16 protein-coding genes are annotated in these 13358 nt (G+C 53.9%); 13 read left to right on the plus strand and 3 right to left on the minus strand.

From position 1 onward, the window contains the following. Positions 1 to 9: 9 nt before the first annotated feature. From trxC to CDH47_RS03835, 5 genes are all read left to right on the plus strand, one after another. Positions 10 to 450 carry a thioredoxin TrxC gene (trxC, locus tag CDH47_RS03815; RefSeq protein WP_100638481.1) on the plus strand — a complete coding sequence of 147 codons (441 nt, stop codon included), beginning with the start codon at positions 10 to 12 and terminating at the stop codon, positions 448 to 450. 14 nt (positions 451 to 464) lie between these two features. Continuing rightward, on the plus strand, positions 465 to 812 hold the full coding sequence (locus tag CDH47_RS03820; protein WP_100638758.1) for a thioredoxin family protein: 348 nt from the start codon (positions 465 to 467) through the stop codon (positions 810 to 812). Between the two features lie 172 nt (positions 813 to 984). Then, a complete protein-coding gene (locus CDH47_RS03825) occupies positions 985 to 1164 on the plus strand; it encodes a hypothetical protein (RefSeq protein WP_100638482.1) in 180 nt (59 codons plus the stop codon). A gap of 159 nt (positions 1165 to 1323) precedes the next feature. After that, positions 1324 to 2808 carry an esterase/lipase family protein gene (locus tag CDH47_RS03830; RefSeq protein WP_100638483.1) on the plus strand — a complete coding sequence of 495 codons (1485 nt, stop codon included), beginning with the start codon at positions 1324 to 1326 and terminating at the stop codon, positions 2806 to 2808. Positions 2809 to 2911: 103 nt separating this feature from the next. Then, the gene (locus CDH47_RS03835; protein WP_100638484.1) at positions 2912 to 3610 is read left to right on the plus strand and encodes a crotonase/enoyl-CoA hydratase family protein; all 699 of its coding nucleotides are present in this window, start codon (positions 2912 to 2914) and stop codon (positions 3608 to 3610) included. A 6-nt stretch (positions 3611 to 3616) separates the two neighbouring features. Here CDH47_RS03835 and CDH47_RS03840 read toward each other — a convergent pair whose 3' ends face one another. Continuing rightward, entirely contained in the window at positions 3617 to 4444 is an 828-nt protein-coding gene (locus tag CDH47_RS03840) for a M90 family metallopeptidase (protein ID WP_100638485.1), read from the minus strand. A gap of 200 nt (positions 4445 to 4644) precedes the next feature. On the opposite strand from CDH47_RS03840, the gene CDH47_RS03845 reads away from it, so the two are divergent. The 5 genes from CDH47_RS03845 (at position 4645) to CDH47_RS03865 (ending at position 8979) form a co-directional block, all read left to right on the plus strand. Beyond that, positions 4645 to 4845, plus strand: a complete 201-nt coding sequence (locus CDH47_RS03845; RefSeq protein WP_100638486.1) for a DUF1656 domain-containing protein — start codon at positions 4645 to 4647, stop codon at positions 4843 to 4845. A 9-nt stretch (positions 4846 to 4854) separates the two neighbouring features. Continuing rightward, positions 4855 to 5739, plus strand: coding sequence for an efflux RND transporter periplasmic adaptor subunit (locus CDH47_RS03850; RefSeq protein WP_100638487.1), 885 nt, complete (start codon positions 4855 to 4857; stop codon positions 5737 to 5739). Between the two features lie 4 nt (positions 5740 to 5743). Continuing rightward, on the plus strand, positions 5744 to 7852 hold the full coding sequence (locus CDH47_RS03855) for an FUSC family protein (RefSeq protein WP_239985559.1): 2109 nt from the start codon (positions 5744 to 5746) through the stop codon (positions 7850 to 7852). Positions 7853 to 7919: 67 nt separating this feature from the next. Next, positions 7920 to 8285, plus strand: coding sequence for a thiol-disulfide oxidoreductase DCC family protein (locus tag CDH47_RS03860; RefSeq protein WP_100638488.1), 366 nt, complete (start codon positions 7920 to 7922; stop codon positions 8283 to 8285). A gap of 19 nt (positions 8286 to 8304) precedes the next feature. After that, positions 8305 to 8979 carry a spermine/spermidine synthase domain-containing protein gene (locus CDH47_RS03865; protein WP_100638760.1) on the plus strand — a complete coding sequence of 225 codons (675 nt, stop codon included), beginning with the start codon at positions 8305 to 8307 and terminating at the stop codon, positions 8977 to 8979. 18 nt (positions 8980 to 8997) lie between these two features. Here CDH47_RS03865 and CDH47_RS03870 read toward each other — a convergent pair whose 3' ends face one another. Beyond that, on the minus strand, positions 8998 to 9852 hold the full coding sequence (locus tag CDH47_RS03870; protein WP_100638761.1) for a PA4780 family RIO1-like protein kinase: 855 nt from the start codon (positions 9850 to 9852) through the stop codon (positions 8998 to 9000). A 284-nt stretch (positions 9853 to 10136) separates the two neighbouring features. Between CDH47_RS03870 and efpL the strand changes: the two genes are divergently transcribed. From efpL to CDH47_RS03885, 3 genes are all read left to right on the plus strand, one after another. After that, the gene (efpL, locus tag CDH47_RS03875; protein ID WP_100638489.1) at positions 10137 to 10703 is read left to right on the plus strand and encodes an elongation factor P-like protein EfpL; all 567 of its coding nucleotides are present in this window, start codon (positions 10137 to 10139) and stop codon (positions 10701 to 10703) included. A gap of 33 nt (positions 10704 to 10736) precedes the next feature. Next, positions 10737 to 11921: a YbfB/YjiJ family MFS transporter gene (locus tag CDH47_RS03880; protein ID WP_100638490.1), complete on the plus strand. Its 1185-nt coding sequence runs from the start codon at positions 10737 to 10739 to the stop codon at positions 11919 to 11921. 92 nt (positions 11922 to 12013) lie between these two features. Then, positions 12014 to 12787 carry a hypothetical protein gene (locus tag CDH47_RS03885; RefSeq protein ID WP_100638491.1) on the plus strand — a complete coding sequence of 258 codons (774 nt, stop codon included), beginning with the start codon at positions 12014 to 12016 and terminating at the stop codon, positions 12785 to 12787. Positions 12788 to 12792: 5 nt separating this feature from the next. Here CDH47_RS03885 and CDH47_RS03890 read toward each other — a convergent pair whose 3' ends face one another. Beyond that, a complete protein-coding gene (locus CDH47_RS03890; RefSeq protein ID WP_100638492.1) occupies positions 12793 to 13245 on the minus strand; it encodes a winged helix-turn-helix transcriptional regulator in 453 nt (150 codons plus the stop codon). Positions 13246 to 13358 lie beyond the last annotated feature (113 nt).

A 13358-nucleotide genomic window follows, 5' to 3' on the forward strand; every position in this document is an offset into this window, starting at 1 on the left:
GGTAAATGCATGACCGACGATCTTAAACATGTTGTTTGTCCACATTGCGACAAATTGAATCGAGTGCCCGCTGACAGGTTGGCCTCTGGCGGTAACTGTGGAGCCTGCAAGCAGCCCTTGTGGCCGGGCGAGGTGCTTGAGCTGACGGGGCAAAACTTTGCACCCCACACCGGGCGCAGTGATGTGCCTGTATTGGTGGATTTCTGGGCCAGCTGGTGTGGCCCCTGCAAAATGATGGCGCCGCAATTTGAGCAGGCGGCTCAGGGTTGGAAGGGCAAGGTGCGTTTTGCCAAGCTCAATACCGAAGAGCACCCGGCACCGGCAGGCCAGTTCAACATTCGCAGCATTCCTACGCTGATACTGTTCCGCAATGGCCGCGAGCTGGCTCGGCAAAGTGGTGCTATGAACCAGGGCCAGATTGATCAGTGGTTGAAGAGCAACGGTTGCTGAAGATGGGCGGCAGCATGAGGGTGATTGATAGTGAAGAAACGCTGGTGGAACTTGTAAACACGAGTTCTGCAGCCCTTGTGCTTTACGGTGGAGCAAGCTGTGGCGTGTGCCAGTCAGTGAAACCACAACTGGAGCGCATGGCCCGGGAGGAGTTCCCGGCGCTGGTAATGGCGTATGTTGATTGCCAGGCGTCTGCGCCGCTATGTGCCTCGCGGAGCATTTTTTCACTGCCAGTGATTCACCTGTGGTTTCAGGGACAACGCTTCGCCGAGTTTTCCAGAGTCTTCTCTATTGGCGATGTACGTTCGGCACTAGAGCGTCCATATTGTTTGACGATTCAGCAAGATATCGCTGAGCAGTAAATGATCTGGTCAGTTAACGGTCAGGTTTGTCGAACGCCCGTTTTAATTGGCTTGGACAGGCTTGTCCCGCGCCTTTTAACAAAGTTATCCACAGATTTATGGGATAAGTCTTTAGTTGCGTATAAATGCACAGACCGCCAGGCTCCCATGCAAAAGTTTACGGAGAGACCCTATGGAAGCGTTGCTAATAATTCTTACTGTTCTATTCGTGGCTCTGATCGTTATTTTGCCACTGGTGGAAAAGTATGCGCCGAAAGATGATGGTCAAAGCTATGGAAATTTGACTCGTTTCATTTTTCCGTTGGTAGCGGTGCTGATTATTGCGCAGATTGTTCGCTACTACTTTTCTTGAAGGAGTTCCCTGGGCTCGCACTTGTCAGCCTTTTTTACACATTCATCAGCGGCGGTATAGTCTGTGGTTGGCAAGTGCCGGCCCCTAACGCATAAACAGATATCCGGAACGAATATCGCATACCTCAGAGCAGGATCAGTCTGAAAGGATGCATGAGCCATGAGCCAGTTCCACCCCATCATCTACGTTCGTGGCTACGCCATGACCGCCAGCGAAATTGCCGATACTGTTTCCATGCCCTACATGGGCTTTAACCTGGGTGCAACAAGGGTGCGCCAGTCCTGGGATGGCAGCGTTTACAAACAGATATTTGAATCCCCCATGATGCGGCTGATGAAAGATTACGGCTACACAGATGCGTTTTCTGATGGCGCCGAAGTCGATCGGGAGATTACCAATAAAACCGTGGTTATCTACCGATATTACGATCAGGCCGACAGGGACTTTGGCGAAGGTAAACCGTTATCAATTCCCGCCGCTGCACTGCAGCTAGGGGATTTGATTCTGAATATTCGTGATCGACTATGTGGTGACGACCAGGCGCTTAGGGCGGCATTCCGGGTAAACCTGGTGGCGCACTCCATGGGCGGCCTGGTATGCCGATGCCTTCTGCAGAATGGTGGAATCAGCACTCCGGCAGTGAAGCAAATGGTGGATAAGGTGTTTACCTATGCCACACCACACAACGGCATAGAAATGGCCGGAATCAACGTGCCGGCGTTTCTCGGGCTTTGGGATATCAACAACTTCAATCGTGCAACCATGGCGGAGTACCTGGGGTTCGACCGCAAGCCATCCAGAGTCGACTCACTGGACGGCAAGTTCGACCCGGATCGGTTTTTCTGTCTCGTTGGAACCAACCAGCAAGACTACGGTGCCGCCAAAGGCGTATCAAAGTGGCTTGCGGGCAAGATGAGCGATGGCCTTGTTGCTATCGAGAACGCGGCCGTTCAAGGGGCACCTCGAGCTTTTGTATATAGAAGTCACAGCGGCCCTTACGGTATTGTTAACTCGGAGGACGGATACCAGAACCTGGTGCGTTTTTTATTTGGCGATGTGCGCGTTGATGGCGTGATGGATGTGGAATCTCTGCCACTGCCTCCATCCGTAGAAAAAGCCAGAAAAGAAGGCCGCCGGGTTCGCGCCTCTTATTATTTTGAAGCCACTGTGTCGCCCCGGGGTGCGCGCAGCTTTCGTCTGACAGAAAGACGCAAAGAAACATTCAGTGCGGTTTTGCGAAAGTTCGATGAAATGATGAAACCAAAGCAGGCAGGGCTTGACTCTGCTCGCTCTCCAGTTTTGTTTTCCACCTTTCTGGATAGCTCGAAAATCACCGTTGATCGGGGACGAACCATGGTGATGACCGTTGAGCTTGCCGTTTCCGCCACGGATTATTTTGTTGATGGAGCCCTTTGGACGGAACATCGGGTCGAGGGGGAGTATCTATACCGGGACACACTCACACTGAAAATGACGCCCACCGAGGATGGCTGGAACTTGCGTTATGTCACCACAGATGAGCAGTGGAGCGAACGTGGCGGCAGCAAAGCCGAACAAGAGGGAAGCAGCTACCTGATCCCTCTATCTTCAAAGAAAGGGTTTAAAGCTCAGTTGCGAATGAACCTGCGGCGAAGAAACGGATAAACCGCTCAGAAGAGCATCTTCTGTGAATAATTATTTGTGGCTACAGGCATAAGCTGGCAAAGTTCCGCGCAATCAGACTTTAATCCACCAAGAGGAAACGCCGGTGACCGATCCAGTAAGCTACTCACTCAGTGATGGTGTTGCGACCGTAGTGCTTAACAACGGCAAGGTAAATGCCCTGAGTCACGAAGTGTTTGAACAACTGCACAAGGCCCTTGATCAGGCAGAACAGGATAAGGCCGTAGTTATCCTGACTGGACAGCCAGGTATCTTCTCCGGCGGCTACGATCTGAAAGAAATGCAAAAGGGCATGAAGGAAGCAGCTGCGCTGGTTACGGTCGGCTCAAAGTTCACCCGCCGACTGTCTGCGTTTCCGTTTCCGGTTATTGGTGCGTGCAGTGGGCATGCGTTGGCAAAAGCTGCGTTTATTTTGCTGTCTGTGGACTACAGGGTTGGTATTGAGGGTAGCTTCAAGCTGGGCCTGAACGAAGTGGCTATTGGCATGACCATGCACCATGCAGGCATCGAAATTGCCCGCCACCGCTTGGCGCCAGCCCATTTTTACCGTTCGGTGATCAATGCCGAAATCTACAGCCCGGAAGGCGCAGTAGACGCGGGGTACCTGGACGAGGTGGTTGCTCCGGAACAGCTGATGAACCGTGCGAATGAGGTCGCCCAGGGCTTCCGTAAACTGAACATGAGAGCCCACGCCCAAACCAAGGTAAAAACCAAAGCGGGTTACCTTGAGCTGCTGGATCAAAGCATCGAGAAAGATGCCCAGAACCTGGGCCTTAACGGCTAAAGAGCACTAGCCCTGGGCCAATTCTTCAGGGTCTAGCCGGTAGTAGTCCCTAAGCAGGCCATACACGGCCGGTTGTTGTTCTTTCAGGTGATGCGGTTGCTGGTAGAAGGTTTCTGTCAGCACCGCAAAGAACTCGGCCGGTTTTGTTGCGCCATAGGGGTCAAGCCAGCTGGTGCTGCGGTGCCTCAGGGAGTGGCGAAGATGATCATAGGCGGTGGTCATAATCTCCTGCCACTCTTTGGCCTGCTCACCGCCCAGGGGAGGCGCGCCATCAGCTGATCCATCCAGGTAATCAAGCTGGTGCGCAAATTCGTGAAGAATCACATTGTGCTGGCTTCCCCGCTGCATAGCGCCGCTTTCGCATTCTGACCAGGCCAAGACAACCTGGCCCAGAGACGAAGCCTCGCCAGCCCTGACTTGATCGCTTACCCCAACCACCATGCCGTCTCGTTCAGGCGCTTGCACCCGGTAAACATTCGGGTAAACAAGAATGCTGCGCACACTGTCGTAATCCCCATAGGAACGCTTAACCGTCAGCAGGCAGGCATGCCCCGCAATGGCTACCCGAACACGGTCGTCTACCTCAAAGCCATCGCATCCATAGAAGTTCTTTTCTGCGATGAATAACTGAACCTGATCGCGCAGTGATTTCTGAAGAGGGGGTGGCAGTTGGCGGTATAGTGGCACCGCTGTTTGGAGGTGTTTGCGCCAGGCTTTCGGGAAAGGCTGTTCCAGCTCCCGCTCCCGCCGCCAGGTGCGGTAGAAGAAGAGATAGAACACCGACAGTGCGATCAAGGCAACGGCGAAAATTGCAAATATAAATGCTGGCGACATTGTCTTAAACTCACCTCATGCGTAGGTGGCGGCTGTCTGCTGTAAACTCAAGCCTAAGAGGTTTGAGAAGAGCAGATTCAGGCTGTAGATACACTCTCAGATTGCTAGCATACGCTAGTTGGCGAAATGCTTAAATCGCACCTATCATCAAACACTTAATCGCAAAATAATGACGACAGAGCTGCAGTAACAGGGGTGACATGCTTCACGAGATGAGTATTGGTGGAATGCTGTTCAGCCCTTTTGTGGTGCTGGTGCCCTTGGCATTTATTCTTGCGGCCATTACGCGAGGCGTTCTGCACTATACCGGCCTGCGCCGCTATATCTGGAAGAAAGCCTGGTTTGATGTGGCTGTATTCGTGTGTTGTTTGGCTGCAATTGTTTATCTGTTCGGGAACTAAAGGGCACTCATGGGAAAGCTTGGGCGTATTGGACTGACATTGCTGGTGGTGGTTGCGGCGGTTTTTGCCGGAACCTGGGTGTGGGATTACTACCTTCACTCTCCCTGGACGCGAGATGGCAGAGTTCGGGCAGATATCATCACTATTGCGCCCGATGTGTCGGGCTGGGTAACAGAGCTCAATGTGAGGAATAACCAGCTCATTAGTAAAGGTGAACCATTATTCACCATTGACGACACCCGTTACCGGGCAAAATTCGCAGAGAGCAATGCGAGGGTCGCCCAGGAGCGAACAGGCTGGGATCTCGCCAGGCACCAATACGATCGGCGGCAGCGTATGGCAGACCGCCAGTCTATCAGCGAGGAAAGTCTGGAGGCATACCGAATTCGCACCGAGACAGCCAAGGCCAGTTACCAGCTTGCACAAGCCGAGCTCAATACGGCCAGGATCGATCTGGAGCGAACAAAAGTGCTGGCGCCGGAAAGCGGGATTGTGAATAACCTTGGCCTGCGCCGGGGTAATTATGTGTCCAGAGGGGAGCCGGTATTATCGCTGATCAACAACGACTCCTTTTATGTGACCGGGTATTTTGAAGAAACCAAACTGCAACTGATACATGAGGGGCAGAAGGCCCGGATTACCCTGCTTGCCGGCGGCGAAAAGCTGACCGGAGAGGTAGTCAGTATTACCCGGGGCATTGCGGACCCTAACACCAAGAGCGATAGCCAGATGCTGCCGAAGGTACAGGCGGCGTTTAACTGGGTGCGTTTGGCCCAGCGAATTCCTGTTGATATTGCGCTTGATCCTCTGCCAGAAGGTCTCAACATCAGTGCCGGCATGACGGTTTCCATTTACCTGGAAACAGATGCGGAAAACGATCAGGAAGAAGAATAGAAAAGTGGCATCCCTGGCGCTCCACCAGCTGCTGACTCAGCTACTAACGCCAAACAGACGTACGGTGGTATTTGCTCTGAAAGGAGTGATATCCATGGCGCTGGCGCTGTTTGTGTCCATGTATCTGCAGCTTGACCGCCCCTATTGGGCGGTGGTGTCTGCGGTGTTCCTGCAGATCCGTCCGGAAAGCGGATTGGTGATCGAAAAGGCTCTGTGCCAGATTACAGGCTCGGTGATAGGTGGTGGTGTTGGGATTCTGATTCTGGCGTTTTTTATGCCATACCCGCTGCTGGCGTTAGGTTGCCTTACACTCTGGATTGGCCTCAACTCTGCAGCCTCCTCCATGGTGCATAACACCAACTTCATCTACGCTTTTGCCATGTCGGCAATGACGGCTGGATTGGTGGTGATTATGGTGGTGGCTGACCCCGGCGCGGTCGACGGCCGCGCCGTATTTGATATTGCGCGGTCCCGTATCAGTGAAATCAGCGTGGGCGCCCTCTGTGCCATGTTGGTCAGCCGGCTGTTATGGCCGGTGACGGTCAAGGAAAGCCTTCGCAACAACGCCCGTGATGTCATCAACAAAACACTTGAATACCTCTCGTTGGAACTGGACCCGACCAGCACCCATAAACAGCGCCACGAGCACGCAGACCAGATTCTGGAAACGCTGATTGTGCTGAGCGATGATTCCAGCGCCGTGGCCTACGAAGGGCCCGAAGGCCCGGGGCGCAGCCGGGCGGCCCACCTGCTCGTCAACAAGGTGATGTCTCTGCTGGCGGTCACCCAGATAATGGGGCGCTTCCCTCGAAATCACCCGGAATTGGTCTCACCCGCATTTGGTGTGCTGCTTGCAGATATGCGGATGCTGTTCATCGCCATCGCCAAGGCCCCCAGCTACAAAGAATCCTACAATCAGGCGCAGGAACTCAGGCGTGCGCTTTTGGAGCACAAAGCGGCTTACGTGAACGAATCGGCCATTGTTATTCGTCTCACCCAGACCGCAGTGGAGTTGGTGGCGGATCTGGTTATGGTGTTGCGGGCCTATAATGCGCTGGAAAATCGCGACCAGACACTGCTCAAGGCCTCCAAGCTAAAAACCCACAGGGATCCCCTGATTGGCGTTGTTAATGGCTTCCGGACCATGGTCGTGTTCGCAATCGGGGCCGCGATATGGATGAGCACTGGCAGCCCTGCGGCCATAATGCTGATGATTATGCCAGTTGTGTTTTCAATCGTATTTGCCCGGTTTTCGCTGGCGGTGTTGATGAATATGCTGCGGCGCCTGTTACTCAGTGTTGTAGTGGCGATTCCAGTGGCGCTTGTTTACGGGCTGGGATTGCTTGCCAAAAGCAGTGGGGATTTCGAGCTACTGGTGCTGGTACTTGCCGGCCCCTTTTTTATTGGTTTGCTGGCCCTGGCAGAGCGGCCAACACTGCCTTATGGTCTGGGCATCTGTATCCCTTTTACGCTTATCGTTCAGCCGGGCAGTAATATGGTTTTCCATGCAGATGCTGCCACCAGTAATGCCCTGGGATTGTTTGTGGGTATCAGTATTCTCTATTGGGTGTTTAAACTGATCACGCCTTTGGACGGGCAGCTAATGCAGCGTCGTTTGTTGAATGCAACAGCCCGCGACCTTACCAGCATAGATTACCAGCGGAGGCCTGAAAACTGGCTCAATGGCCGCATGGGAGAGCGCCTGTTACGACTGGCTAACTATGACCAGGGGTCGGGTAACCCCAGTCGACACATGACGGATTTAGGCTTTACCGGTCTCAACATAGGCCATATGTCGATTCGCCTGCGCCGGCGAATCGAGAATCACCGCAGTGCGGAGGTGGACGCGAAGCTCGCCGAGTGGCAGGCGGTTCTGGCAAAAACTTATCTGATGAGTGCCCGCGGCAAAGAGAATGCCCGGTTTCGTGAGGTGAGTGCAGAGCTGTTGGCGGCCATTCACTCAGCGAAAGAGCCTGATACGCAAACGGCAACCGTCAAGGGTATGTTCGAGCGTATTGCCCTGACGTTTGAGCGCACCGCCAGAACCATTGCTGAGGCCAACAGCTCGGCTACGAACACCAAGGTAGTTACGAATCCGGAGCCCAGCGGCTGAGAAAAAAACCGGATGTGGTGATGTGTTAGAGTGTCATTCAGGCTTTCTTTATGACTGGAGGGCGCTTATGAAGAAATCTCAGAGCAAACTGATCGTTTTTTACGATGGCTCATGCCCCGTTTGTGTCAGGGATCGGCGGTGGTATGAAAAGCTGGCGGGAAGAACCGGAGAGTCGGTCGAGTGGCTTGATATCACGGGCCGAGACGACGAGTTACGCCAACAGGGTGTTGATCCTTATAAAGCACTCCGTGAACTGCACGTGAAAGATAATCAGGGTGAAATTCACCGTGAGATGGACGCTTACATACTGCTGATGTCGCGAGTTTTCTTATTGAAACCCTTGGCATGGCTGATTTCCTTACCCTTGATTCGGCCTATGCTGGCGAGGATGTACCATTCGTGGGTTGGGCGCCGCCTTGGTGAACGCGCCTGAATCCATTTCAGAGGTTTTTATGGCTCGCTTCGAGTTGCTAGGCACTGCAATTATTCCCGGAAAGGGTACCGAGCTGCGACTCCTGCAGCGCAATGATGAATTCTCTATCCGCATTGCCGGCACGAGCGGTGAGCTAATGAATACCCGCTTGCACGGCTCTGAAGATGCGCTGGCAACTCTGGCCTGTGAGCGCATTGCAGACCACCCCGCTCCAAAAGTGCTTATAGGCGGGCTTGGCATGGGGTTCACCCTCGCAGCGGCCTTGCAGTCGCTAGGTGATACCGCAGAAGTGACCGTTGCCGAGCTGGTGCCGGAGGTAGAACAGTGGAATCTGGGTCCTTTGGGTAGTGCTTCGGGCTATCCCCTCAAAGATCCGCGAGCCAAGGTGCATATCGGCGATGTGGTGCAGCTGATCAAGGCTTCACCGGCCAGTTACGATGCCATTCTGCTGGATATCGACAATGGCCCAGAGGGACTGACGCGCAAGGAGAACGACTGGCTGTATTCTGCAGCGGGCATTGCCGCAGCCCAGGACGCACTGCGGCCTGAGGGTGTTCTCGCCTATTGGTCAGCCGGGCAGGATCCTGCGTTTACGGAGCGCCTGAAGCGCGCCGGATTGTCGGCAGAGGCTGTCACCGTGCGCGCCCACCGGCCGGGCAAAGGCGCAAAGCACGTTATCTGGCTTGCCTGGTGAACGACAGGACGACGAGAACTAGTCCTCGTCGTCTAACTGCATGCGCTCCAACCGATCTCTCTCTTCCTCTTTGGCTGCTTCAATTACGGCCATAAGCTCTTCTACATCAGCGCTGGCGGTGTCGTGCTCGAAGCATCCCGTCAGTTTGCTGTCGGGCTGCAAATCACCACGCTCGTAAAGTGCCCAGATCTCTTTGCCATAATCGGTTACAAGCAGGTCGGGCGCAAACCTGGCAAAATAGCGGCGCATGTTATCCACGTCCCGCTCCAGCATGCGTTCTGCGTTGTTGTTACCGGCGGCGTTAACCGCTTGGGGCAAATCGATGATAACCGGGCCGTTACTGTCTTCCAGCACGTTGAATTCTGACAGGTCGCCGTGGATCAGCCCCGCGCTCAGCATGCGAACTATCTCGGCGATAATTCGGCCGTGGTAATCGCGAGCCTGTTCCGGAGTGAGGGTTACGTCATCCAGACGTGGAGCAGCTTTACCATCGGCATCGGTAATCAGTTCCATCAGCAGTACGCCGTCTACAAAGCCCATGGGCTCGGGTACGCGTACACCGGCTTCAGCCAAGCGGTAGAGTGCATCCACTTCTGCATTGAGCCAGGCATCTTCCTGTTCTTTTTGGCCGTAGCGTGTTTTTTTGCTCATGGCTCGTGCCCGGCGGCTGTTGCGCACCTTTCGGCCTTCCTGATATTCAACGGCCTGCTTGAAGCTTCGCTTCTTTGCTTCCTTGAATACCTTGGCGCAGCGTACCTGCTCGCCACACCGCACCACGTAAACCTGTGCCTCTTTCCCGCTCATAAGCTGGTAAAGCACTTCGTCCACCAGACCGTCGTCGACCAGGGGTTGCAATCTCTTGGGTACTTTCATAACACCTTTCAGTTTAGCCATCAGCGTGCCGACCATGCGCGGTGCGTCGGCATGAAATAAGTCCAGAGCAAAGACGATGGTCACAATGCTGCATAGCTTACATCAAATTGCTATTTCTTATGCGAATCTGGGGTTGGCCTCAGGAAGCTTTTAGCTGAATGGCCTATAGTATCGTCTTGCCCTGTATCGACAGGGCACGTCTGAGGGTAGAATTGCGCGTGTAATAGCACGCCGGCTTTTGCCCGGTATGGATGCGTTTCGAGATTGTTTTGGAGCTTTAAAAGATGCCTAGAGCAAGTGAAATCAAGAAGAACTCTGCAGTTGAATACGAAGGTCGGGTTTATTTCGTCAAGGACATTGATCGTTCTGTGCCTCAGGGTCGTGCTGGCGGCAGTCTCTACCGCATGCGCATGTATGACGTGGTGACGGGCAACAAGATCGATGAAACCTTTAAAGACACCGACATGCTGAATCTGGCCGACCTTGTGCGCAGGCCAGCTACCTTCTCTTATTCTGATGGAGAAGAGTATGTGTTCATGGATAGCGAAGACTTTACCCAGTATAGCCTGAACCGGGAAGCCATTGCTGACGAGTTGCTGTTTATTACGGAAGATACTCAGGGCGTTATGGTAATACTGGTCGATGAGGCACCGGTTGCGTTGGTGCTTCCACCAATTGTTGAGCTTGATATTGAAGAGACAGATCCTTCAGTAAAGGGTGGCTCGGCAACGGCTCGTACCAAGCCCGCCAAAATGGCAACAGGCCTGGTGATTCAGGTTCCTGAGCACATATCCACGGGTGATCGCATCAAGATCAACGTGGAAGAGAGGAAGTTTCTTAGCCGGGCCTGACCGCCAGCTGTCCCGAAAAAACAGGAGCGCCCTGTGAAATCCATAGAGACAATAAGGGTGCTGGCAGCCAGTGTGATCGCGGTTGTAGTCATGGTCGGGATTGCCCGGTTCTCCTACACGCCGATGATCCCCGAGATGATGGAAGCGCTCGGGCTGAGCCAGTCTGTGGTTGGCATGCTGGCGACGGTGAATTATGCCGGCTATCTTACCGGGGCGCTTCTGATTACGCGGGTCAGCGATCTTGATCTCAAGGTAAAACTGTATCAGCTCGGCCTTGTTGTCGCGGTGGTTTCTACGGTTCTTATGGGTTACACCACCGAGGTCTGGCTGTGGTATGTACTGCGTTTTGTCTCTGGCCTGAGCACGTCAGCCGGCATGCTGCTCGGTGCGGGTTTGTTGATGAGTTGGCTAATCAAGAACAATGAAAAATCCGAGCTTGGCGTGTTTTTTTCAGGCATCGGGCTCGGAATTGTTCTTACAGCCGTGCTGGCAGAGCTGATCAAAGAGCCCTACAGTTGGGATCAGCAATGGGTGATCTACGGGCTGGTGGGGTTGGCGCTGACAGTTCCTGTGTGGCGCTGGATGCCGGATTATCGTGCCTGCGCCCTGCCGAGAACTGGCGGCGCGATTGCTGGCGAAGATCGCGGCCGGTTTATCGTTATTCTGCAATTGGCTTATTTTTGTGCCGGGGTCGGGTATGTGGTGACGGCAACCTTTCTGGTGGCTATTGCTGAATCCATGCCAGAGCTCAGTGGTCGCGGCTGGCTTATCTGGCTGATTGCGGGGCTGGCGGCCACGCCCGCCTGCTGGTTATGGGATGTTTTCTCCCGTCGTTGGGGGCAGTGGACCGCTCTTTACCTTGCTTACACACTCAACGCGATCAGTATTCTGATGCTGATCGTAGACACGAGTATGGCCAGTGTCATGCTCAGTGCTGTGATTTACGGAGCCAGCTTCATCGGTATTGTCAGTATGATGCTGGCAATGGTGGGGCGGGTGTTCCCCGAAAATCCCTCCCGGCCCATGAGCCGGCTTACCTTCAGTTATGGCATCGCCCAAATGCTGGCTCCCGCTATAGTGGGTTATCTGGCGGATGTGGAGGGCAACTACACTAACGGTCTTTGGCTCACGCTGCTCGTAATGGCGCTAGGTGTGGGTGTGCTTCACATGGCGCGGCGGGCCAAGGTCAGGGAAACCTCGCCGGCCTTCCCGGATTAGTTTTCGCAAGGCCGGACTCAGGTTCAGGTTTAGCGTCGCGTCGTCCACTGTGCCATGGTAAGGGTAGGTTTATACCGGAGTAATGGTAAGACATGTCGATTTCGGAAGGCGCGCAACATTACGTTCTTATGCTGATGCCAAGCCTTTTGCAGGACATTGAAAAGCTGGGGCTGCGGCGGATTATCCGGACGTCTGATTTCTCGGAGCAGGAGGTGACGGCGCTTTATTTCGAGTTTGTGTCTATCAAGCGGGTTCTTCCAGATAACCCCGAATCCATTGAGCTAGCCGTCTGGCAGCACTTGCTGCACTGTGTACGGGTGATGAGCTCGCTGGTAAATCTGGCTACAGCTGAAGACCTGGAGCGAGCGCGGGAAACGGCGATCCGCCGATACCTTCCCCATGCAAAAGAGAGCCTGAAAAACGAATATGAACAGATGCGGAGTGAGGGCAAGGTAGACTTCCGGCTTGCCGGCCTTCTGCGGCAGGGTGATTTACCGGAAAACGCCGGGCAGGTGTGTTTGGAGGCCATCAGGCGTGAGCGGCAGCAGCGCGTAGAATCCATAAAATGCCTCGAAATAGAGCATTTAAGCGGCCATGAAGCCTTTGTTGTAGAGGCTGCCAGGGCTTATGTGATGGCTGAGATTAATGATGCTCCAGAAGATTTCGGCACTCTTGATTTGGTGATCCGCCTTCTGGACCTCCTGCGGCTGGTACTTGTTCTGGAATCTCGCTCACCCGGTGGCGCCAGTGCCGTATCCTCCAATTTTACGGTCGGGAACATTGTGCTGGGTATCGGCAATGCGATGTATCGCGGTGAGCTGGGTTTGACCGTGTCCGCTCTGGGCTTGGCCAGAGTCAACAAGTAGAACGCTCAGAGCCCGGCATCCTTCACATTCTCCATCACCACAAAGGTGCTGGTTTGCAGCACATGGGGCAGAGCAGAAATCTGCTCGCCCAAAACCTGCCGATACTCTGCCATATTGCGTGTTCGTACTTTCATCAGATAATCGAAATTGGCGGCAATCATATGGCACTGTTCCACAGCTGCGATTTTTTTAACGGCCGCGTTAAACGCTTTCAGCGCCTCGCTGCTGGTGTCACTCAATGTGATTTGAGCAAAAGCGATATGGCTATGCCCAAGCTTGGACTGGTTGACCAGCACGGTGTAGCCGGTAATAAACCCCTGATCTTCAAGCCGCCGCATGCGTACCTGACAGGGGGTTTTGGATAAACCCACCCTCGATGCCAACTCAGTAACAGTAATTCGCGCGTTTTTTTGCAGCTCACGAATGATGGAGTGATCGATTCGGTCCAGCTCGTTCACGTTGTTTTATCCTCTACAAAGCGTAAAACCGCGACTTTTGGGCAAGTCACGGGTAAGGGCACTATGCTGTAGGCTATGGATGCCACACACCGCAAGGGTCTTGGGCTGTTTCA

This window comes from Marinobacter salexigens, assembly GCF_002806945.1.
Lineage (GTDB): Bacteria > Pseudomonadota > Gammaproteobacteria > Pseudomonadales > Oleiphilaceae > Marinobacter > Marinobacter salexigens.

Excerpts from the sequence above, each read along its gene's own strand:
- CDH47_RS03850 (WP_100638487.1), top strand. The coding sequence starts at position 4,855 with ATGGGAAAGCTTGGGCGTATTGGACTGACATTGCTGGTGGTGGTTGCG.
- CDH47_RS03825 (WP_100638482.1), top strand. The coding sequence starts at position 985 with ATGGAAGCGTTGCTAATAATTCTTACTGTTCTATTCGTGGCTCTGATC.
- CDH47_RS03830 (WP_100638483.1), top strand. The coding sequence starts at position 1,324 with ATGAGCCAGTTCCACCCCATCATCTACGTTCGTGGCTACGCCATGACC.
- trxC (WP_100638481.1), top strand. The coding sequence starts at position 10 with ATGACCGACGATCTTAAACATGTTGTTTGTCCACATTGCGACAAATTG.
- CDH47_RS03865 (WP_100638760.1), top strand. The coding sequence starts at position 8,305 with ATGGCTCGCTTCGAGTTGCTAGGCACTGCAATTATTCCCGGAAAGGGT.
- CDH47_RS03820 (WP_100638758.1), top strand. The coding sequence starts at position 465 with ATGAGGGTGATTGATAGTGAAGAAACGCTGGTGGAACTTGTAAACACG.
- CDH47_RS03870 (WP_100638761.1), bottom strand. The coding sequence starts at position 9,852 with ATGAAAGTACCCAAGAGATTGCAACCCCTGGTCGACGACGGTCTGGTG.
- efpL (WP_100638489.1), top strand. The coding sequence starts at position 10,137 with ATGCCTAGAGCAAGTGAAATCAAGAAGAACTCTGCAGTTGAATACGAA.
- CDH47_RS03845 (WP_100638486.1), top strand. The coding sequence starts at position 4,645 with ATGCTTCACGAGATGAGTATTGGTGGAATGCTGTTCAGCCCTTTTGTG.
- CDH47_RS03885 (WP_100638491.1), top strand. The coding sequence starts at position 12,014 with ATGTCGATTTCGGAAGGCGCGCAACATTACGTTCTTATGCTGATGCCA.
- CDH47_RS03860 (WP_100638488.1), top strand. The coding sequence starts at position 7,920 with ATGAAGAAATCTCAGAGCAAACTGATCGTTTTTTACGATGGCTCATGC.
- CDH47_RS03840 (WP_100638485.1), bottom strand. The coding sequence starts at position 4,444 with ATGTCGCCAGCATTTATATTTGCAATTTTCGCCGTTGCCTTGATCGCA.